The sequence below is a fragment of the Luteimonas sp. A534 genome (assembly GCF_054072805.1).
Genome location: NZ_JBSVRR010000003.1, coordinates 62,019 through 82,891 on the forward strand (window position 1 = coordinate 62,019; position 20,873 = coordinate 82,891).

At 70.1% G+C, this 20,873-nt stretch carries 18 protein-coding genes; 13 read left to right on the forward strand and 5 right to left on the reverse strand.

Annotation, left to right across the window (positions count from 1 at the left end):
• Nucleotides 1–47 precede the first annotated feature (47 nt).
• On the forward strand, nucleotides 48–764 hold the full coding sequence (locus tag ACW5F0_RS08490; protein ID WP_456963513.1) for an ABC transporter ATP-binding protein: 717 nt from the start codon (nucleotides 48–50) through the stop codon (nucleotides 762–764).
• Nucleotides 761–3,286 carry an ABC transporter permease gene (locus ACW5F0_RS08495; protein WP_456963514.1) on the forward strand — a complete coding sequence of 842 codons (2,526 nt, stop codon included), beginning with the start codon at nucleotides 761–763 and terminating at the stop codon, nucleotides 3,284–3,286. The genes ACW5F0_RS08490 and ACW5F0_RS08495 overlap by 4 nt, the downstream gene beginning before the upstream one ends.
• Nucleotides 3,287–3,299: 13 nt before the next feature.
• Here ACW5F0_RS08495 and ACW5F0_RS08500 read toward each other — a convergent pair whose 3' ends face one another.
• Nucleotides 3,300–3,560, reverse strand: coding sequence for a hypothetical protein (locus tag ACW5F0_RS08500; protein ID WP_456963515.1), 261 nt, complete (start codon nucleotides 3,558–3,560; stop codon nucleotides 3,300–3,302).
• A 139-nt stretch (nucleotides 3,561–3,699) separates the two neighbouring features.
• Here ACW5F0_RS08500 and ACW5F0_RS08505 point away from each other — a divergent pair, with 139 nt between their 5' ends.
• Together ACW5F0_RS08505 and ACW5F0_RS08510 are read left to right on the forward strand one after the other, a co-directional pair.
• Complete coding sequence (locus ACW5F0_RS08505; RefSeq protein ID WP_456999533.1) at nucleotides 3,700–4,884, forward strand: class I SAM-dependent methyltransferase; 1,185 nt, start codon at nucleotides 3,700–3,702, stop codon at nucleotides 4,882–4,884.
• The gene (locus tag ACW5F0_RS08510) at nucleotides 4,881–5,594 is read left to right on the forward strand and encodes a pseudouridine synthase (RefSeq protein WP_456963517.1); all 714 of its coding nucleotides are present in this window, start codon (nucleotides 4,881–4,883) and stop codon (nucleotides 5,592–5,594) included. The genes ACW5F0_RS08505 and ACW5F0_RS08510 overlap by 4 nt, the downstream gene beginning before the upstream one ends.
• Before the next feature lie 351 nt (nucleotides 5,595–5,945).
• Here the strand turns inward: ACW5F0_RS08510 and ACW5F0_RS08515 are convergent, their stop codons facing one another.
• Together ACW5F0_RS08515 and ACW5F0_RS08520 are read right to left on the reverse strand one after the other, a co-directional pair.
• Nucleotides 5,946–6,494 carry a DUF1415 domain-containing protein gene (locus tag ACW5F0_RS08515; RefSeq protein WP_456963518.1) on the reverse strand — a complete coding sequence of 183 codons (549 nt, stop codon included), beginning with the start codon at nucleotides 6,492–6,494 and terminating at the stop codon, nucleotides 5,946–5,948.
• Nucleotides 6,495–6,502: 8 nt separating this feature from the next.
• Entirely contained in the window at nucleotides 6,503–6,985 is a 483-nt protein-coding gene (locus ACW5F0_RS08520) for a YajQ family cyclic di-GMP-binding protein (RefSeq protein ID WP_456963519.1), read from the reverse strand.
• Between the two features lie 113 nt (nucleotides 6,986–7,098).
• Here ACW5F0_RS08520 and ACW5F0_RS08525 point away from each other — a divergent pair, with 113 nt between their 5' ends.
• Nucleotides 7,099–8,148: an NAD(P)-dependent alcohol dehydrogenase gene (locus ACW5F0_RS08525; protein WP_456963520.1), complete on the forward strand. Its 1,050-nt coding sequence runs from the start codon at nucleotides 7,099–7,101 to the stop codon at nucleotides 8,146–8,148.
• 91 nt (nucleotides 8,149–8,239) lie between these two features.
• A complete protein-coding gene (locus ACW5F0_RS08530) occupies nucleotides 8,240–9,100 on the forward strand; it encodes a DMT family transporter (RefSeq protein WP_456965196.1) in 861 nt (286 codons plus the stop codon).
• Nucleotides 9,101–9,429: 329 nt separating this feature from the next.
• On the opposite strand, the gene ACW5F0_RS08535 is transcribed toward ACW5F0_RS08530, so the two are convergent.
• Nucleotides 9,430–10,053, reverse strand: coding sequence for an OmpW/AlkL family protein (locus ACW5F0_RS08535; RefSeq protein WP_456963521.1), 624 nt, complete (start codon nucleotides 10,051–10,053; stop codon nucleotides 9,430–9,432).
• 167 nt (nucleotides 10,054–10,220) lie between these two features.
• On the opposite strand from ACW5F0_RS08535, the gene ACW5F0_RS08540 reads away from it, so the two are divergent.
• From ACW5F0_RS08540 to ACW5F0_RS08555, 4 genes are all read left to right on the forward strand, one after another.
• On the forward strand, nucleotides 10,221–11,060 hold the full coding sequence (locus tag ACW5F0_RS08540; protein ID WP_456999660.1) for a DUF2884 family protein: 840 nt from the start codon (nucleotides 10,221–10,223) through the stop codon (nucleotides 11,058–11,060).
• Nucleotides 11,008–12,642, forward strand: a complete 1,635-nt coding sequence (locus tag ACW5F0_RS08545; RefSeq protein WP_456999535.1) for a dihydrolipoyllysine-residue acetyltransferase — start codon at nucleotides 11,008–11,010, stop codon at nucleotides 12,640–12,642. The genes ACW5F0_RS08540 and ACW5F0_RS08545 overlap by 53 nt, the downstream gene beginning before the upstream one ends.
• A gap of 10 nt (nucleotides 12,643–12,652) precedes the next feature.
• Entirely contained in the window at nucleotides 12,653–14,524 is a 1,872-nt protein-coding gene (lpdA, locus tag ACW5F0_RS08550; RefSeq protein WP_456963524.1) for a dihydrolipoyl dehydrogenase, read from the forward strand.
• A 219-nt stretch (nucleotides 14,525–14,743) separates the two neighbouring features.
• Complete coding sequence (locus ACW5F0_RS08555; RefSeq protein ID WP_456999537.1) at nucleotides 14,744–16,663, forward strand: N-acetylmuramoyl-L-alanine amidase; 1,920 nt, start codon at nucleotides 14,744–14,746, stop codon at nucleotides 16,661–16,663.
• 61 nt (nucleotides 16,664–16,724) lie between these two features.
• Here the strand turns inward: ACW5F0_RS08555 and ACW5F0_RS08560 are convergent, their stop codons facing one another.
• Nucleotides 16,725–17,657, reverse strand: a complete 933-nt coding sequence (locus ACW5F0_RS08560; RefSeq protein ID WP_456963526.1) for a hypothetical protein — start codon at nucleotides 17,655–17,657, stop codon at nucleotides 16,725–16,727.
• A 154-nt stretch (nucleotides 17,658–17,811) separates the two neighbouring features.
• Here ACW5F0_RS08560 and ACW5F0_RS08565 point away from each other — a divergent pair, with 154 nt between their 5' ends.
• From ACW5F0_RS08565 to atpB, 3 genes are all read left to right on the forward strand, one after another.
• Nucleotides 17,812–19,353, forward strand: coding sequence for a BCCT family transporter (locus tag ACW5F0_RS08565; RefSeq protein WP_456963527.1), 1,542 nt, complete (start codon nucleotides 17,812–17,814; stop codon nucleotides 19,351–19,353).
• 302 nt (nucleotides 19,354–19,655) lie between these two features.
• On the forward strand, nucleotides 19,656–20,036 hold the full coding sequence (locus ACW5F0_RS08570; RefSeq protein WP_456963528.1) for a hypothetical protein: 381 nt from the start codon (nucleotides 19,656–19,658) through the stop codon (nucleotides 20,034–20,036).
• Between the two features lies 1 nt (nucleotide 20,037).
• A complete protein-coding gene (atpB, locus tag ACW5F0_RS08575; RefSeq protein WP_456963529.1) occupies nucleotides 20,038–20,835 on the forward strand; it encodes a F0F1 ATP synthase subunit A in 798 nt (265 codons plus the stop codon).
• Nucleotides 20,836–20,873 lie beyond the last annotated feature (38 nt).

The window sequence follows — 20,873 nt, forward strand, 5'->3', positions numbered from 1 at the left end:
TTACACCGTGGCGGCGAAGCGGACATCATGCCCCGATGAAGGACACCATGGCTGACTCCTCCCGAACCCCTGCCGCCACCACCCCGGCGCTCGTCGCCAGCGACCTCGGCAAGCGCGTGCAGCTGCCCGGTGGCGAGCTCGTGATCCTCGAGGGCGTCGGCTTCAGCATCCGTCCGGGCGAGAGCGTGGCGGTGGTTGGTCCCTCGGGCTCGGGCAAGAGCACGCTGCTGTCGCTGCTGGCCGGCCTGGACGCGCCGAGCTCCGGCGCGGTGACGATCGACGGCGCCCCGCTGTCCACGCTCGACGAGGACGGCCGCGCGCGGGTGCGTGCGCAGAAGGTCGGCTTCGTGTTCCAGAACTTCCAGCTGCTGCCCTCGCTGACCGCGCTCGAGAACGTGATGCTGCCGCTGGAGCTGCGCGGCGATGCGGACGCGGAAGGGCCGGCGCGCGCGATCCTTGGCCGGGTCGGCCTGGGTGAGCGCCTGGCCCACTATCCGCGCCAGCTGTCGGGCGGCGAACAGCAGCGGGTGGCCGTCGCGCGCGCCTTCGTTACCGGGCCGTCGCTGATGTTCGCCGACGAGCCCACCGGGAATCTCGACACCGCTACCGGCCAGGCGATCATCGAGCTGCTGTTCGCGCTCAACCAGGACGCTGGCACGACCCTGGTGCTGGTGACCCACGACGAGCACCTGGCCGAACGCTGCCGGCGCACGCTGCGCATCGAGGGCGGGCGACTGGTCGCCGACAGCGGGCAGGCGGCATGAAGATCGCCGGGCTTGCCTGGCGCCAGCTGCGGCGCGACCTCGCGTCGGGCGACGTGCGCATCCTGCTGGCGGCGCTGGTGCTCGCGGTGGTGGCCGTCACCGCGGTGGGCTTCGTGACCGATCGCGCCGCGCGTGCGTTGGCGATCGAGGCCAACCGCCTGCTTGGTGGCGACGCGGTGCTGCGCTCCGATGCCCCGATCGAAGGCCGGGCGCGCGATGCGGCGGAGAGCGCCGGCCTGCGCATCGCCGACACGGTGGAACTCGACACGATGGTGCGCGTCGGCCGCGGCGCCGACGTCCAGCTGAAGCTCGGCGAGCTGCGTGCGATCGGCGAGGGCTTTCCGCTGCGTGGCGAGTACCGCATCGCCGGCGCCGACGGCGTCGAGCGCGCGGCCCCGGGCGTGCCCGCGCCCGGCACCTTGTGGATGAGCCGCGGAGGCGCCGACACGTTGGGCGCCCGCATCGGCGACAGCGTCGGCATCGGCGAGCTCGAACTCCGGCTCGGCGCGCTCGTGGTGCAGGAGCCCGATGCCGCGCTCGACTACTTCAACGTCGCGCCCAAGGTGTTCATCCATCCCGACGACCTCGCCGCGACCGGCCTGGTGCAGGAGGGCAGCCGCATCCGCTATCGGCTGGTGGTTGCCGGGGACGATGCCGGCGCCGTCGAGCGCTTTACCACCGTCGCGCGCGACAACCTCGCGCGTGGACAGCGCCTGGAGACCGCGGCGGATGCGCGCCCCGAAGTGCGTTCCGCGCTTGATCGCGCCGGTCGTTTCCTGGGCCTGGCCGCGCTGGTGTCGGTGGTGCTGGCCGCGGTGGCGGTGGCGATGGCCGCGCGCCGGCACAGCGCGCGCCACCTGCAGGGCGCGGCGGTGATGCGCTGCCTGGGCGCGAGCCAGGGGACGCTTGCCGGCATCCACATCGGCGAACTGCTGATGCTCGGCCTGCTTGCCTGCACCGTGGGCGTGGCCATCGCGTGGGCGCTGCAGTGGGTGATCGGTGGCTGGCTGGCGGGCATGCTCGGCATTGCGATTCCGCCGGCCGGCGTGATGCCGGCGCTGGGCGGCTATGGCGTCGGCATGGTGGTGCTGCTTGCCTTCGCCGCGCCGCCGGTGCTGGCGCTGCGCCGCGTGCCGGCGCTGAGCGTGCTGCGCCGCGACCTCGATCCCACCGAGCCGGCGGCGCTGCTCGTGCTCGCTGCGGGCGTGGCCGGCATCGGCGCGCTGCTGTGGTGGCAGGCAGGGTCGGCGACGCTTGCGATCGCGATGCTCGTCGGCATCGCGGCCACGCTGGGCGTGCTCGCTCTGCTGGCCTGGTTGATGATCCTCGCGGTGCGCCGTCTGCGCACCCGGCTGCGCGGGAGCGCGCGCTACGGCCTGGCCAACGTCAGCCGCCGCGCCGGCACCAGCATCGCCCAGGTGTCGGCGCTGGGCCTGGGCCTGATGGCGCTGCTGCTGCTGACGTTCGTGCGCACCGACCTGGTCGCGCGCTGGCAGCTGGCGCTGTCAGAGGAGGCGCCGAACCGCTTCATCGTCAACGTGCAGCAGGACCAGGTCGCCGGCGTGGCCGAAGTCGCCGCCGCGCAGGGGCTGGCGGAGCCGGTGCTGTACCCGATGGTGCGCGGGCGCCTGGCCACGCACAACGGTGAGGTGGTGAGCGGTGCCGACTACGCGGATGAAGAAGGCGAGGACGCGCAGCGTGCGCAGCGGCGCGCCGACCGCGAGTTCAACCTGTCGACCGCCGACGCCCTGCGCGATGACAACCGGGTGACCGCAGGCGCGTTCTGGGGTCCGGAAGGCGGCAGTGGCGTGGAGCTGTCGGTCGAGACCGGGTTCGCCGAATCGCTGGGATGGGCGCTGGGCGACCGCGTGGCGTTCGACATCGCCGGGCGCCGCATCGAGGGCACGGTCACCAGCCTGCGCGAGGTCGATTGGGAAAGCTTCCGGCCCAACTTCTTCGTGCTGTTCTCGCCTGGCGCGCTGGAAGGCTATCCGGCAAGCTGGATCACCGCGGTCAGCGTGCCGCAGGGCGACACCGCGTTCACCCGCGCGCTGGTCGAGCGCTATCCGAACGTTTCGGTGATCGACGTCGACGCCGTGCTGGAGCAGGTGAGGAACACCGCCGACCAGGTCTCGACCGTGGTCGAAGTGGTGTTCTGGTTCGCGCTGGCCGCCGGCCTGCTGGTGCTGCTCGCGGCCATCAGCGCCAGCCAGGATGAGCGCCTGCTGGAAGGTGGTGTGATGCGCGTGCTCGGTGCCAGCCGGCGACAGCTGCGCCTGGCGCAGGCTTCGGAGTTCGCGGCCATCGGCCTGCTGTCGGGACTGGTGGCGGCAGTCGCGGCGTCAGTGCTCGCCGGCGTGGTGGCCACGCAGGTGTTCGACCTGCCGTGGGAGCCGGACATCGGGATGGCGGCCCTGGGCGGTCTGGCCGGCATGGCCGCGGCCCTGGTCGCGGGCCTCTGGGCCACACGGCGCGTACTCGACGCGCCGCCGGCAGTGACCCTGAGGGAACTGCAGGGCTGAGGACGCGGCGCGCTCAGGCCCGGGCCTGCTCCGGCTGGGCCTCGAAACGCCGCGCGTAGTCGCGCTCTTCCGCGATCGCGATCACTTCCTCGTCGGCACTGTCGGGCGCGCCGTAGACCGCGTAGACCACCGCCCCATCCTTGCGACCGACCTGGTGCAGGCGGTAGCGCGACTGCCCGCTGCCGGTATCGGGCGGGTAGTGCGTGGGCGGGGTGGTGGCATCGATGTCGAGTTCGCTGTTGTCGACGGGGCCGCCGACGAAAAGTGCGCGCATGGCGTTTCCTCTGCTTGCATGGGTTGGGGTCGATGCTGGCAAAAGCGGCATTCGCGCCCGATGAAGCGCGCGTTGTTGCCGCGTGCACGGCGGCCGCCGCACTACAATCCCCGGTCCTTCCGATGAACCCGAGCCCCTGATGTCCAGCCAAGGCGATCCCGCCCTCGACGCGCTGCTGCTTCCCTTCGCCGACGGCACGCTGGCGCGCGAGCCCGGTGCGCTGTTCATGCACGCCCGGGCCGGCGCGGCACTGGCTGCGCCCGACTGGCCGGACCTGGTGTGCGAAACCGCGTTCAAGCCCGATGCCGACGGGCTGCAGAGGCTTGGCTTCACTGTCGCCGGTGGTGAAGGCGATGCGGCCAAGGCCGGTGCCGACCATCGGGACGTTTCGGCAACGGGTCCGGATTCAGGGGCCCACGCAGCGGCCGGTGTAGACCCTGGTGGCGACGGCAGTGCCGCTGCCGCCTCCGGCCAGAGGCCGCTGGTCCTGCTCCTGCCACCGCGGCAGCGGGAGGAAGCGCGGGCGCTGTTCGCCGAGGCGCTGGCGCGCGCGGCGCCCGGTGCCTTCGTGGTCGCCAGCGTGGCCAACGATGCCGGCGCGAAGTCCGCCGAGGCCGATTTCGCCCGCATCGCCGGCCCGGTGACCAGCCGCAGCAAGCACAAGTGCCGGGTGTTCTGGGCGCGTGCCGGCCAGCCCGGCGGTGACCCCGCGCTGGCGGCGCAGTGGCGCGGGCTCGACGCACCTCGGCCGGTGGCTGGCGGGCGCTTCCTCAGCCGTCCGGGCGTGTTCGCATGGGACCGCATCGACTTCGCCTCGGCGCTCCTGGCGCGGCACCTGCCGGCGGATCTCGCGGGGCGCGCGGCCGACCTCGGCGCCGGCTATGGCTACCTCGCCGCCGAGCTGCTCGAACGCAGCCCGGGCATCACCGCGCTGGACGCCTTCGAGGCCGACGCCCGCGCGCTGGCGCTGGCCCGCCACAACCTCGCCGGCTTCGCGCTGCGCGTGGCGCCTGGCTTCCACTGGCACGACGTGGTGGCGGGCGTTCCGGGCACGTACGACGTGATCGTCACCAATCCGCCCTTCCACTCGCCCAACGGCCGCGAGCGCCCGGACATCGGCCGCGCCTTCATCGCAGCCGCGGCGCAGGCGCTTCGACCCGGCGGACGCCTGTGGCTGGTCGCCAACCGCCACCTGCCCTACGAGCAGGCGCTCGGCGCGGGCTTCGGCGAAGCGCGGCTCGTGGCGCAGGAAGGCGGCTTCAAGGTGGTGGAGGCGGTGAAGGCCGCGGCGGCGCGTCCGGTGCCGGTGCGTACACGGCGATGAAGCTGGTCAAGACGCTGGCCAACCTGGGTTTCGGCAGCCGCAAGCAGGTCGCGATGATGTTCCGCGAAGGCCGGGTCACCGACGCCGCGGGGGAGGTGCTGTACGCGGACGACGAGCCGGGCTGGGACGACGTGCGCGTGGACGGCGAGCCGCTGGATCCGCCGCCGGGCCTGCTGCTGATGCTGCACAAGCCCGCGGGCTACACCTGCTCGACCAAGGACCGCGGTCGCCTGGTGTACGACCTGCTGCCGCCGCGCTTCGCGCTCCGTTCGCCCACGCTGTCGACGGTGGGACGGCTGGACCGCGAGACCAGCGGCCTGCTGCTGTTCACCGATGACGGCCAGCTGCTGCACCGGATCATTTCGCCGAAGTCGAAGCTGCCCAAGGTGTACGAGGCGACGCTGGCCGAGCCGTTGCGGGGCGACGAGGCCGCGACCTTCGCCAGCGGGACGCTGATGCTGGAATCGGAGAAGACGCCGCTGCTGCCCGCGGAGCTGGAGATGGTGTCGTCGACGCAGGCGCGGCTGACGCTGCATGAGGGCCGTTACCACCAGGTGCGGCGGATGTTTGCGGCGGTGGGGAACCATGTCGAAACCCTGCACCGCAGCGCAGTCGGTGGGTTGTCCCTGGGCGGGCTTGCGGAAGGGCAGTGGCGGATGCTCGACGCGGTGGAGCGCGACGGGCTTTTTTTGGGTTCTTCTCCCAACTGAGGAGAGGCGCGCCATTGATGCTCTCGGGCGCCGGGTACCAAGGCCCTTGAGTGCTCATGTCCCCCGGCGATGGCCTGCGGCCAGCGCCTCCTCCTTTACTTCGCTCTCAAGGGCCTTGGCACCCGGTGCGCAACAGTACGCAGTGGCCCGAGAGCGAAGCCCGGACCTTGCGCATCTGCAGCCGAAGCCGAGCCTCGTCGCGGCCGGCAGGCCTTCGCGGGGAAGTAAAGGAGGAGGCATCCGCCGCCGGCGGATGCCGGGGGACATGAGCCGCGAAGGCCTGCCGGCCGCGGCGGGGGCCCTCCAGGTCACGCTCTCTCACGTAGCCTGGAAACAGGCTGGCTTCAATGCCTAGGAATCGTCCCGCAAAAGCTCCCGCCACCCCGCATGCCCCAGATTCTCCAGCGTCGCGATATTGCGCTCGACGATGCTGTCCGGATCCGGGAACGCCTCGACGGCGCGGCTGACGCTGTCCTCGCGCAACAGGTGCAGGGTTGGCCAGGGCGAGCGGTTGGTGCTGTTGGCGATGTCGTCCGGATGGCTGTCGGCGAACTGGTACTGCGGATGGAAGCTCGCGACCTGGAGCACGCCCTCGAGTTCGAGTTCCCCGACGAGGGCGTCGGCGGACTCGAGGAAATCGTTGTAGTCGAGGAAGTCGCCCAGCACCTGCGGGTGCACGATCAGCGTGGTGTCGATGACGTCGGCCGGGGTGTCGCGCAGGCGCAGCAGCTCTTCGCCCAGCTGTTCCAGCAGCGCCGCCTCGTCGCGGGCCTCGCTCAGCACCATGCGCAGCTGGCCCTTGGTGACCACGGCCTTGGCGAACGGGCACAGGTTGAGGCCGATGACCGCGCGCTGCAGCCAGCGTTCGGTGTCAACGATCGGATCGTGGGTCGCGTGCATCGCCGGGGTCAGTCGCGGAAGTTGTCGAACTGCAGCGGCAGCTCGAATTCCTTGCTGCGCAGCAGGGCCATCGCGGCCTGCAGGTCGTCGCGCTTCTTGCCGGTGACGCGCAGCTTGTCGCCATTGATCTGCGTGTCGACCTTCAGCTTGGCGGCCTTGATCTCGTTGCCGATCTTCTTCGCAAGCTCGCGCTCGATGCCCTGCTTGACGGTGACCTTCTGCCGCGCGCCGGCGAGGTTGCTTTCGACGTCGCCGAACTCCAGGCAGCGGGTGTCGATCTTCCGGGCTGCCAGGCGGGCACGCAGGATGTCGGTCATCTGCTGCAGCTGGAAGTCGCTGGGCGCGCGCTGGGTGATCACGGCGTCCTCGCGCTCGTAGGCGGCGTCGACGCCCTTGAAATCGAAGCGCGTGGCCAACTCGCGGTTGGCTTGGTCGACGGCATTGGTCAGCTCGTGGGTGTCGACTTCCGAGACGATGTCGAAGGACGGCATGGCGCGTTCCATCTTGAAAAAACGGGGCTTCAGGGTACCGCAACCCGTCCGCCACGGGCCTCGTGCATCATGGGCGTCCCACCGCCCCCACCGGCCGCCCCCGGAGCCCTTCGATGCACAAGACCGCCGCCTATGCCGCCACGTCCGCCACCGCGCCGCTGGCCCCCTGGAGTCTGGAACGCCGCGACCCGCGCGCAGGCGAAGTCCTGATCGACATCCGCTATTGCGGCATCTGCCACTCCGACCTGCACACCGTGCGCGGCGAGTGGGGTCCGGTCGCATACCCGCTGGTGCCGGGCCACGAGATCGTCGGTCACGTGGCCGCGGTCGGCGAGGGCGTGGACCGCTACAAGGTGGGCGATGCGGTCGGCGTCGGCTGCTTCGTCGATTCCTGCCGCAGCTGCGCGCAGTGCGCGGCCGGCGAGGAGCAGTACTGCGAGAAGGGCATGGTCGGCACCTACGCCAGCGTCGATCCGTCCACTGGCGAAACCACGCAGGGCGGCTACTCCACGCGCATCACCGTCCACCAGGACTACGTGCTGCGCATTCCCGAGGGCCTGCCGCTGGACCGCGCCGCGCCGCTGCTGTGCGCGGGCATCACCACCTTCTCGCCGCTGCGCCAGTTCGGGCTCAAGGCCGGCGACGAGCTCGGCGTGGTGGGGCTGGGCGGGCTGGGCCACATGGCGGTCAAGCTGGGCGTGGCGATGGGTGCGCGCGTGACCGTGCTCAGCACCTCGGAGCGCAAGCGCGAGGACGCGATGAAGCTGGGCGCGCACGCCTTCGAGGTTGCAGGCGATGACAAGACGGCCGTGCGGCGCCTGGCGAAGCGCTTCGACATGATCCTCGACACGGCGTCCGCCGCGCACGACTACAACCTCTACCTGGGCATGCTGAAGATCGACGGCACCATGGTGCTGCTCGGTATCCCGGAGCCGACGCCGGTGGCGGCATCGTCGCTGGTGATGGGCCGCCGCCGCCTGGCGGGGTCGCTGATCGGCGGCATCCGCGAGACCCAGGAAATGCTCGACTTCTGCGCCGCCAACGGCGTGGCCAGCGACATCGAGCTGATCGACGCGGCGAACATCAACGATGCCTACGAACGCATGCTGGCCGGCGACGTGCGCTACCGCTTCGTGATCGACGCCGCCACCTTCGGCGCCTGACGACAGCATGGATCCGGTTACCCCCGGTGTCGCCGGTGACGGCGCGGCGGACGCCGTCGCCGCGCGCGACCACAGCCGTGCGTTGCTGGCGATGCTGTTCGCGGTGGCGGTGCTGTGCGTGATGGACGCCTGCATGAAGCAGCTCGCCGGCCACTACCCGCCGATGCAGGTGGCCGCGCTGCGCGGCATGGTCGGGCTGCCGCTGGTGGTGGCCTGGGCGGCGGCGACCACGGGCCTCAGGCCGCTGTTCCGCGTGCATTGGCCGCTGCACCTGTTGCGCGGCGTGCTCGGCGTGCTGTTCCTGTCGTGTTTCGTCGCCGGGCTGCGCGACCTGCCGATGTCGACCGCCTACGCCATCACCTTCGTCGGCCCGCTGCTGGTGACCGCGATGGCGGTGCCGCTGCTGCGCGAGCACGTCGGCCCGCGGCGCTGGACCGCGATCGCGGTCGGCATCATCGGCGTGCTGGTGGTGCTGCGGCCCGGTGGCGAAGGCATGCTCACCAGCGCCGGACTGCTGGTGCTGTTCGCCACCGTCTGCTACGCGGCGTCCGTGGTCACGGTGCGCATGCTGGCGCAGCGCGACAGTGCGCAGGCGCTGGTGTTCTGGTTCCTGGGCATGGTCGCCGTCGGCGCGGGGCTGCTGGCCTGGCCGGGGTGGGTACCGCTGCGCGCAGCGGATGCCTGGCTGCTGGGCGGGATCGCGGTGTCGGGGACCCTGGGGCAGATCGCGCTCACGCACGCGTTCCGCCTGGGCGAGGCCTCGCTGATCGCGCCGCTGGAATACACCGCGCTGGTCTGGGTGGTGCTGCTCGACCTGGTGCTGTGGCAGGCCTTGCCCGACGGCATGACCTGGCTGGGCGCGGGAATCGTCGTGGTCAGTGGCCTGTACTTGATGCGACGCGAGCGCGTGGTGCGCGCACAGCCGGCGCCCGCTCCCGCGCAGGACACCTGAGTCAGCCCGTGAGCTGGAGGGCCCCGCCGCGGCCGGGAGGCCTTCGCGGCTCATGTCCCCCGGCATCCGCCTGGCGGCGGATGCCTCCTCCTTTACTTCCCCGCGAAGGCCTCCCGGCCACGACGGGGCTCGGCGTTGCTGCAGGTGCGCGGGATACCGGCTTTGCTCGAGGGGCCGCCCCGTACTGCTGCCCAGCGGGGGCCTTGGCCCCCGCCGCCCGTTGAATCACTGGCGCCCCATTCCCTCGAATTGGAAATGAGAGAGCCAAAAAAAACGGGCCCCGAAGGGCCCGTTTACTTGCGTGGTGTCGCGACAAGTTCGCGGCTGGATCAGAAGCGGGCGCCAACGCCCACGCCCAGCACGACCGGGTCGAGCTTGGCATCGCCGGCCTTCACGCCGTTGATCTCCACGTCCGAGTCCGCCTGGAAATAGCGTGCGTCGGCACGGGCGAACCAGGTCGGGGTGATGTTGACGTCCAAGCCGACCGTGGCCACCGCGCCCGTGGCGGTCTCCATGCCGAGGCGGTCGCCGCTCGCGAGGCTTTCGCTGTCGTAGTTGGTCTCGTGGTAGCCGAGGCCCACGAACGGACGCAGCGTGCTGTCGGGCGTGCCGAAGCGGTACTGGCCGCTCAGCGAGTAGGGCTGCGCCTTGGCGCTGCCGACCTTGCCGCCGCCAGCGTTGATGCGCTGGCCGTAGCTGTCGGCGGCCCAGGCTTCGACGCCCCAGTTGTCGGTGATGTGGTAGGTCACGCCAAGGGTCGGGGTGCCCTCGCCGTCGAATTCGGTGCGCGTGCCGGCGATCTCGGGATTGCGGGTCGGCTCGACCATCGAATAACCGGCGACCACGGACACGCGCTTGTCGGCGGCGCTGTCCTGGGCGAATGCCGACGGCGCGATGGCGATGGCCAGGGCCGCGGGAACCAGGATGCTGGCGATGGGGGAAATGCGGGACATGGGGGAGTCTCCTCGTTAAAAACCTGTAGGCCCCGGGGAGTGGGGCGCCGCCACCCTATCGATGCGTGCATGAATCGCGCTTGTCGCGGGCCGTTTCGCGATGGAACTTCTGCACGGCCGGTTCATCCGCCCCACGCCGCCTTGACGCGGGTGAACCGCTCGTGACCATGGTCATTGCCCCCAACGGCACGTCCATGGGTGCGGACGCGGCCCACATACTGGTGTCCGCATCCACCATCGAGGGAACCGCCATGCGCAAGTCCACGGGCACGCTGTTGCTTCCGCTGCTGCTGTTCGCCGCTGGTGACGCCGTGGCCCAGGTGCACGTCGATGACTGCAGCGTCGACAGTGACTACGACTTCCATCTCACCGGGCGCAGCGTGGTGCTGCTGGACCAGGACGGCTCCCCGCACACGGTGCTGATGCGCCAGGGGCAGCTGTTCATCGACGACCGCTGGGTCGCGGTGTCGCCGGCCGATGCCGGGCGCCTGGCCGACTATGAGCGCCAGGCGCGCGCGGCCATGCCGCTGGCGGCGGACATCGCGCGCGAAGCGACCGCGATCGCCTTCGACGCCCTGGCGGAAGTGGCCGCGGGCTTCGGCAGCGACCCCGAGGCCAGCCGCAAGCGGCTGGAAGAGGCACGCGTGGTGCTCGACGTCGAGCTGGCGAAGGCCGTGGGTCCCACCCGTTTCGACCGCGGCAACCTGGGCGACGCCATCGGCGAGGCCGTTGCCAAGGTGGTCCCGCACCTGATCGGCGACATCGTCGGCGGCGCGATGCGGGCGGCCTTCAGCGGCGATGCCGCCCGGTTCCAGCGCCTCGAGAACCTCGACGCGCAGATCGAAGCCCTGGTCGAACCCCGCGCCCGCGCCCTGGAAGCCGACGCCCAGGCCCTGTGCCGCCGCATGGAGGCGCTGGACGCGATCGACGAGGCGCTGGAATTCCGCCTGCCCGATGGCAGCCGGCTGGACCTGCTCGAGGTCCGCGCCCCGAAGGGCACGCGCTAGTTCCCCCACGGCCCTGCGGCGACGTCGTGGCGTCGCGGGGCCTCCTTCCCCGGTCGAGGTTGGCGGGTGCATCCCGCAGGGCCACAATAGCGGTCCGATCAGATCGCCCGTGGAGACCCCGATGGCCAGCCCCCAGGAAGCACGCGTACCGGACATCGGTGGCTTCGACGACGTCCCGGTGATCGAGGTGCTGGTTGCGCCCGGCGATGTCGTGGAGAAGGACCAGAGCCTGATCACGCTGGAGTCCGACAAGGCGACGATGGAAGTCCCGGCACCGTTCGCGGGCACGGTGCGCGAGGTCAAGGTCAAGGTGGGCGACTCCCTGTCCGAAGGTGGCCTGGTCGCGCTGATCGAACCGGCCGGTGACGACGCGGGCGCCGAGGATACCGGCGCCGGCAAGGCCGCCGCCGCTGGCAGCGCGGACGCTCGCGGAGCATCGACGGACGCAGCTGCAACGCAGCGCGCCCAGCCCGAGGCGCCCTCGAAGGCCGCGCCCGCCGCCGAGACCGGCACCCAGGTCGAGCCCGTGGCCGTCCCGGCCGCCGCCGACAACATCGCCCAGGCATCGATCGACCGCCAGGCCTCCGTGACCCCGGCCGAAGACACGGCGCCACCGCGTCGTTTCGACGCCGACGCACTGCTGCCGGGCAAGGTCCCCTACGCCAGCCCGGCCGTCCGCCTGTTCGCGCGCGAGCTCGGCGTCGACCTGGCGCGGGTGAAGGGCAGCGCGCGGGGCGGGCGCATCACCCGCGAGGACGTGCAGCAGTTCGTCAAGGCGACGCTGGCCGGCGGCGCTGCCGCGGGTGGCGGCGCGGTGGCCGCGGGCGGCGGGCTCAACCTGCTGCCCTGGCCGAAGGTCGACTTCTCGAAGTTCGGCGAAATCGAAGAGCAGCCGCTGTCGCGGATCCGCAAGATCAGCGGTGCCAACCTGGCGCGCAACTGGGCGATGATCCCGCACGTCACCCAGCACGACGATGCCGATGTCACCGACCTCGAAGCGCTGCGCGTCGCGCTGAACAAGGAAAGCGCGGCCGACAGGAGCGGGGAGGGCATCAAGCTCACCATGCTCGCCTTCATCATGAAGGCGGTGGTGTCCGCGCTGCAGAAGTATCCGGAGTTCAATGCTTCGCTCGATGCTTCGGGCGAGACGCTGACGCTGAAGAAATATTTCCACGTCGGCTTCGCGGCCGACACGCCCAACGGGCTGGTGGTGCCGGTGGTGCGCGACTGCGACCGCAAGGGCGTGATGCAGATCGCGCAGGAGACCTCGGCGCTGGCGAAGAAGGCGCGCGACGGCAAGCTCGGGCCCGCCGACATGTCCGGCGGCTGCTTCTCGATCAGCTCGCTGGGCGGCATCGGCGGCACCAGCTTCACGCCGATCGTCAACGCGCCCGAGGTGGCGATCCTGGGCGTGTCCAAGACCGCGATGAAGCCGGTCTGGAATGGCGAGAAGTTCAAGCCGCGGCTCATCCTGCCGCTGTCGCTCAGTTACGACCACCGGGTGATCGACGGTGCCTCGGCGGCGCGCTTCACCGCCTATCTCGCACAGCTGCTCGGCGACATGCGCCGGGCGATGCTCTGAGGGCGCGGCGATGGCGAACACGATCGAAGTGAAGGTTCCCGACATTGGCGGCCTCGACGGCGTGCCGGTGATCGAAGTGCTGGTGGCGGTGGGCGACACCGTCGCCGTCGACCAGGGCCTGGCGACGCTGGAGTCGGACAAGGCCACGATGGAAGTGCCGTCCTCGGCCGCGGGCGTGGTCCGCGAGGTCAAGGTCAAGGTCGGCGACACGGTGGCCGAAGGCAGCGTGGTGGTGGTGCTTGAAGCGGAAGGCGACGACGCGGCGACCGCGGACAAAGCACCCGCGAACGACAAGGCTCCCGCCGCAGACAAGAAGCCCCCGGGCGACAAGGCGGAGGCTGCTGCCACGGGCGCGGCGCCTGCCGCGGCCGACGCCGGCCCGGGCAAGCCGCCGGTGGCGCGCTCGCACCGCGCACCTGCAGAGCCCGAAGCCCCCACGCCCGCCGCGGCCAGCGGACGCAAGGCCGACATCGAGTGCGCGCTGGTGGTGCTGGGCGCCGGGCCCGGTGGCTACACCGCCGCCTTCCGCGCCGCGGACCTCGGCATGGACGTGGTGCTGGTGGAACGCTACGAACAGCTCGGCGGCGTCTGCCTCAACGTCGGCTGCATCCCGTCGAAGGCCCTGCTGCATGCCGCCGGCGTGATCGAGGAAGCCGCGCACGCCGCCGACTACGGCATCAGCTTCGGCAAGCCGAAGATCGACATCGATGCCCTGCGCGGCCACAAGGATCGCGTGGTCGGCCAGTTCAACAAGGGCCTGGCCGGCATGGCCAAGCAGCGCAAGGTGCGCGTGGTGTCCGGCGGCGCGACCTTTGTCTCGGCCAACGAGCTTGAAGTCGCGGGCGCCGACGGCAAGACGCAGCTGCTGCGCTTCGGGCAGTGCATCATCGCCGCCGGCTCGCAGGCGCTGCAGTTGCCGGGCTTCCCCTGGGACGACCCGCGGGTGATGGACTCCACCGACGCGCTGGAGCTGGCCGGCGTGCCGAAGAAGCTCCTGGTGGTGGGCGGCGGCATCATCGGCCTGGAAATGGCCACCGTGTACCGCGCGCTGGGCAGCGAGATCACCGTGGTCGAGCTGGCCGACCAGCTGATGCCCGGCGCCGACAAGGACCTGGTGAAGCCGCTGGCCGACCGCCTGAAGAAGCAGGGCGTGGCCATCCACCTGAAGACGAAGGTGGTCGACGCCAAGGCGCAGAAGAACGGCATCAGCTGCAGCTTCGAGGGCGACAGCATTCCGGACGGCAAACTGTTTGATCGCGTGCTGGTGGCCGTGGGCCGCGTGCCCAACGGCGGCAAGCTGGATGCCGAGAAGGCCGGCGTGCGCGTGGGCGAGCGCGGCTTCATCGATGTCGACGCGCAGATGCGCAGCAACGTGCCGCACATCTTCGCCATCGGCGACATCGTCGGGCAGCCGATGCTGGCCCACAAGGCGACGCACGAAGGCAAGCTCGCGGCCGAAGTCGCCGCCGGCGAGAAGCGTGAATGGGTGGCAAGGGTGATCCCGTCGGTGGCCTATACCGATCCCGAGATCGCCTGGGTCGGCCTGACCGAAACCGAGGCCAAGGCCAAGGGCATCAAGCCCGGCGTGGCGAAGTTCCCATGGGCGGCAAGCGCGCGCGCGGTCGGCATCGGCCGCGGCGAGGGCTTCACCAAGCTGCTGTTCGACGAAGAGACGAAGCGGGTCATCGGCGGCGCCATCGTCGGTCCGCACGCAGGCGAGCTGATCGCCGAGGTCGCGCTGGCGGTCGAGATGGGTGCCGAGGCCGCCGACATCGGCCACACCATCCACCCGCATCCGACGCTGTCGGAATCGGTGGCAATGGCTGCCGAGATCTTCGAAGGCACCATCACCGACCTCTACATGCCCAAGCGCAAGAAGTAGGGCCGGACGCCCCCGGTGCGGGGCACGCGCCAGGCGGGGCCGGGATAAAGCGTGACCCGGTTCCGCCGCACCGCTGACGCCCGTCGCCGTTCCGTGCGCTCTAGGGCGCACCCTATCTGTCACCTGCATCGCAGCCGGCGCCAACTCCGGGGGCGGGTCCGTGCCCGCTCCAGGCGAGGGACCTGGATCACGCGCGCAAGCGCAACCAGGAGAGGTGACATGGAAGCTGCGAACAGGCAGTTCTTGGCAGTGGCCGCGCTGTGCGTCGGCGTGGCCGGCATGGGCGCGGCGAACGCAGCCGGGGTGGAGGTGGGGAACCGGCTGGATCCGGAAGCGATGGAGCTGAAGCTGCAGGAGCGCGCCATGGATGAGCGCCTGCGCCTGGAGGAGACCCGGCTGCGCATCGAGCGCGCCGCGTATCCCGCCTACTTCAAGCGCGCCTATGCCGCGTACCCGCAGATACCGCGCGGCACGCTCGAGGCCATCGCCTACGTGCAGAGCCGCTGGCACAACGTGCGCGCCGACCAGGCGGGCGACATGGGCGACCATCACCACATGCCCGCCGCCCACGGCGTGATGGGCCTGTACGCCGGCGACGGGTTCGCCGACCAGGTGGGCGAGGCCGCGGCCCTGCTCGGGGTGCCGGCCGAACGCGTGAAGCACGACGCCGCGACCAACATCATGGCCGCCGCCGCGCTGCTGGGCCGCCAGCTGCGCGGCAAGGACATGAAGGATCTCGAGGCGCTGGCGCCGGAGCTTGCGCGCTACGCCGGCTTCTCCGCCTCACCCGCCGAGGGCGCGATCGCCGACTACGCCCGCGCCAGCTTCGCCTTCGACGTGCTGCTGGCCCAGGACCGCGGCGTCGACGAGAAGGGCATGGTGGTGCCGCAGGTGGCGGTGGCGTGGGAACGCGCCTTCGATGCCGACACCCTGGTCAAGCTGCAGGCGCCGTTCGTGCGCCTCGACGTCGAGGGCGACCGCATCGAGGTCGACGGATTCGCCATCGACCCGGTGAGCGAGCAGCTGGTGCGCGCGGCTTCGAAGAAGGATGGCGACGGTGGCGTGCGCGCGCAGAGCACCGACTACGGCCCGGCGATCTGGAATCCCGCGCATTCGAGCAACTACAACGCATCCCGCAGCGCCGCGGTCAGCGCGGTCACCCTGCACACCGCGCAGGGCAGCTATGCCGGCACCATCAGCTGGTTCAAGAACTCGACGTCCAACGTCAGCGCGCACTATGTGATCCGCAGCTCGGACGGGCAGGTCACGCAGATGGTCCGCAACGCGCACACGGCCTGGCACGTGCGCAACCAGAACAGCTACACGCTTGGCATCGAGCACGAGGGCTACGTCAACAACAGCGCCTGGTACACCTCGGCGATGTACAACGCGTCGGCGGCGCTGGTGCGCAACTTCTGCTCGAAGTACAGCGCCATTCCCTGTTCCAGCGCCTACAAGGGCGCGCCGAGCAGCGGCATCAACGTCCTGCCGACTTCGGTCAAGATCAAGGGCCACCAGCACTTCAGCGGCCAGACCCATACCGACCCCGGCATCAACTGGAACTGGGCCAGCTACTACACCCTGCTCAACCCCGGCAGCGGCGGCAGCACGCAGTACCTGGACCGCTTCGAGAGCAACGTCGGCCACTTCAATACCGCGCCGGCGTATTCCGGAAGCACGGTCGGCATCTCCACCGCGTCCACCGCCACGCGCGACTGCGGCACGCGCCGCAACGGCAGCTGCTCGCTGCGGGTGCTGCTGAAGGACAACCCCAACACCACGGCAAGCTGGGCGGTACGCCTGCTGTCCGGTGGCGGCACGCCGGGCAGCAACGTCGCCCTCACTCGCGCCAACGGCAGCGTCGGCTTCTGGGTGTTTGCCGGCGGCAGCGGCATGAGCGTGGGCCTGGGCATCGATGACAGCGACGGCACCGAGCGCTCCGTATCGCGGTCGATCCCGGCCAACAGCTGGACCTACGTGTCCTGGTCGCTGACCGATGCCAACCAGTGGAACGCCTGGGTGGGCGGCAACGGCGCGATCACCGCCGGCACCGTGCGGCTGGACGCGATCTGGCTGTACCACGCCAACACCAGCTACGACGTCAACGTCTACATCGACGACGTGCAGGTCAGGAACTGAGCGCAGGCCGCGGGGCGGGGATGCTGTCCCCGCCCCGCGGCAAGCGTTCGTGCCGCGCGGCTCAGAAGCGGATGGTCAGGCCCGCCAGCGGACCGTGCACCTTGAGTTCGCTGCTCACGTCCGCCGCATAGTCGACCGGCCCGATGCCGGCTTCCGGCGGAAGCGTGAAATCGCCGGTGAAACGGTCGCGCAGCTCCAGGCGGAACCAGTCGTAGCCGACATGCACGCCGATGCGCTCGGTGACCAGGTATTCGACGACGACGCCGGCGCGTTCGAAGTGGCCATCCTCGTCGATGAAGTTGCCCCAGCCCGCGTCGAGGTACTGGCCCTCGAAGTCGACGCGCCAGCGATCCACCGGCCGCCAGGTCAGGCGTGTGTGCAGGGCCGGGCTCCAGCCGCTGATCTCTTCGCCGAACCGCGCAGTGCCGGCATCGATCTCGTCGGTCGCGCTCCAGGCGACGTCGGCCACGGTCTCGAGGTCGACGTGCGTCGCACCCAGGCCCACGCCCCACTCCAGCGCGGGCGTCGCGACCACGGCGTACTCGTAGTGCACGGACGCCATCGCGAACTTGATGCGACCCGTGGCATCGGCCGCGGGCAGCTGCACGGGGTCGCCGGGGATGCCCGGAACGTCCGGATCCAGCACGCCACCGCCGAAGCTCCAGCTGTCGTCGTTCTCGTAATCGTAGTAGCTGGCACCGACCGACTGCCGGTCGCTGATGCGGAAGTTCAGCGCGCCGCGCGGACGCCAGTCGTCGCCGGTGTCGAGGGTGGCGGCGTCGGAGAACAGGACGGTGTCGGTCCCGTCGGTGGCTTCGCCATCGACGCCCAGCCGCAGGTCCGCGCCGGGATTGAAGGCGCTCAGGCGCAGGGTGAAGCGGTCATCGCGGTCGTTGCCTTCCTGGGCCAGCGCCGGCTGTGCGGCAAGCAGCGCGGTGGTGGCAAGGGCCAGCGCAATGGGGCGCAGGGATGCTTGGTTACGGGTATCCATCATGGGGGACTCTCGTTGTGGGGTGCCCAAGTGTCGTGTGCACGCGGGTGGCCGATGCGTGAACACGATCGGCGTTGACCGTGCGAATGCGTCATTCCGCAGGCCATGTCATCGGCCTATGCTGTTCCGGCATCGGCCACGCAAGGGGAGTCCCGCCATGGTGTTCCGCATCTCGCTGCTGCTGGTCGTGCTGCTGGCCATCGTCGCCGGCCTGGCGCCGGTCCAGTTCGGGCAGGTGACGGGTGACGCGCTCGCGGCCGTCATCGCGCACGCAGGCTGGCTCTACCTGCTGATCGTGTTCCTGACCCTCGTCTTCCTCGGCTACCTCGCCTTCGGCCCGCTGGCCCGGCTGCGCATCGGAGGACGCGATGCCGAGCCCGAGTTCTCCGGGCCCACGTGGCTCGCGATGCTGTTCGCCGCCGGCATGGGCATCGGCCTGGTGTTCTGGGGCGCGGCCGAGCCGGTGTCGCACCTGCTCAACCCGCCCGAGGGCCTGGAGCCGGGCACGCCGGCTGCGGCGCGCGCGGCCATGCGCTACACCTTCTTCCACTGGGGCCTGCATCCATGGGCGATCTATGCGCTGATGGGCCTGGCCATCGCATGGTTCCAGTACAACCGCAACGGCCGCGGCCTGATCAGCGACCTGCTGCAGCCGCTGATCGGCGACCGCCACCTGGGCTGGATCGGCAAGCTCGTCAACATCGTCGCCGTGGTTGCCACCGCGATCGGCGTGGCCACCACGCTGGGCTTCGGCACCATCCAGATCAGCGCCGGCATGTCACGCGTGTTCGGGCTGCCCGGCGGCGCCACGATGCAGCTGTCGGTGATCGCCGTGTGCTTCGTGCTGTACATGGCGTCGAGCGCCAGCGGCGTGAACCGCGGCATCAAGTGGCTGTCGACCTTCAACCTCGTCCTTGCAGGCGTACTGCTGGTGGCCGTGGCGCTGCTTGGGCCCACCGGATTCATCTTCGAAACCTTCACCACCTCGTTGGGCAGCTACCTGTCGCACCTGGTCGAGATGAGCCTCGCCATGGCGCCGTTCTCGGGCAGCAGCTGGGTCGCGGACTGGACGATCTTCTACTGGGCCTGGTGGATCTCGTGGTCGCCGTTCGTGGGCGCCTTCATCGCGCGGGTGTCGTATGGCCGCAGCGTGCGCGAGTTCGTGCTGGGCGTGGTGGCAGTGCCCAGCCTGCTCGGCTTCGCCTGGTTCGCCACCTTCGGCGGCGCCGCGCTCTGGGGGCAGATCTTCGGCGGCGTGGACATGGCCGGTGCGCTTGCGGAGGGCTACGAGACGGTGCTGTTCGGGATGTACGACAGCCTGCCGCTGTCGCAGCTGCTGTCGGGGCTCAGCATTTTGCTGCTGGTGATCTTCTTCGTGACCTCCGCCGACTCCGCGGTGCTGGTGCTGGGCTCGATGTCGAGCGAGACCACCGGCGACCCGACGCTTGCGCGGAAGTTCGCCTGGGGCATCGCCATCGCCCTGATCGCGGCGGCCATGCTCCTTGCCGGCGGCCTGGAGGCGCTGCAGACGCTCATCACCGTGGCCGCGCTGCCCTTCGCGCTGCTGATGGTCGGGGTCATGGTGGGCCTGCAGCGGGTGCTCAGCATCGAAGCGCTGCGCGAAAAGGCCGCGGAGCGACGCGCCCGGCGCGCGATCGAGGATTGGATTGCCCGCGAGCAGGCAGGGCAGGATCCCTGAAAAGTCGAAGCCCCGGCGCAATGCCGGGGCTTCTGCAGGGCCTGCACGGATCGACGAGGGGAGAGCGGGCAGGCCAGGCACAGGGTCAGACCGTCGGATTCCAAAAGGGTTCCCCTTGACCCGCTTCTTTCCGCCGAATGCGCCGATCGCCCGCGTTCGGGCCCAAACCGGGACCGCGACCGCCGTTCAGGGAGTGTCTCCTTCCGGCATTGGCCGACCAGTGGATATGACTGCTATAATTCCGGGGCTAGACGGGGCCAGTTGATCCGGCTCCCGCACCACAGCCACAGGTACACCATGTGTTGAATCCCCTTGCCGCAGGTTCGCGGCTGGTGCGGCGCACGATCACCTGGCAGGTGGTCGCCGTCGCCGCGCTGGCGCTGGCACTGGCTGCGAAGGGGTCCGCATGGGCACTCGCGGCGGCGGTGGGGGGTGCGGCCATCATCGCGGGCGGGGCGCTTTACGGTGCGCTGGCCCTCGGTGGCGGCATCGCACCGGCGGCGGGCGCGCTTTCGCGCCTGGTGCTGGGGCTGCTGGCGAAGTGGTTCGTGGTGATCGCAACGCTCTTCGTCGCGATCGCCGTGGTGCGGCTGCCCGCCCTGGCGGTAATCGGGGGCGTGCTGGTCGCCTTGGTGGCACAAGTGCTGGCGATGGCCGGCGGACATCGAAACGGGAAGCATTGAAATGGCGGCTGCGGCGGATCTCACCCCCACCAGCTACATCCAGCACCACCTGCAGAACCTGACCGCGTCGGTCGGCGAGGGAAGTTTCATGACCCTCCACGTCGACACCCTGGTCAGCTCGCTGGCGATGGGGCTGTTGATCACCTTCCTGTTCTGGGCGGGCACGCGCCGCGCCACCGCGGGCGTGCCGGGCAAGTGGCAGGCCTTCGTCGAGATCATGCTCGAGTTCGTCGACCGCCAGGCGCGCGACACCTACCACGGGACCAGCAAGCTGGTGACGCCGATCGCGATCACCCTGTTCTTCTGGATCCTGCTGATGAACATGCTGAAGTTCATCCCGGCCGACTTCTTCGCCGTCCCGCTGTCCTGGGTCGGCGTCGAATACTGGAAGCCGGTGCCGACGGCGGACGTCAACGCCACCCTCGGCCTGTCGATCAGCGTGTTCTTCCTGATGCTGTTCTTCGGCCTGCGCGCGAAGGGGCTTGGTGGCTTCACCAAGGATTTCCTGACCACGCCCTTCGGCAAGTGGATGATGCCGGCCAACCTGATCCTCAACATCGTCGAGTGGGTGTCGAAGCCGATCTCGCTGGCGATGCGACTGTTCGGCAACATGTTCGGCGGCGAGATCGTGTTCCTGCTGATCTGGGTGCTTGGCGGTGCCAGCATCCTCGGCCTGCTCGGCGGTGCCGTGTTCGGCCTGGGCTGGATGATCTTCCACATCCTGGTGGTCCCGCTGCAGGCCTTCATCTTCATGATGCTGTCGATCGTCTACCTGAGCCTGTCGGAAGACAGTCACTAAGAGTTCCAGCTGTAAACCAACCCTTTCGTCCAACCCTC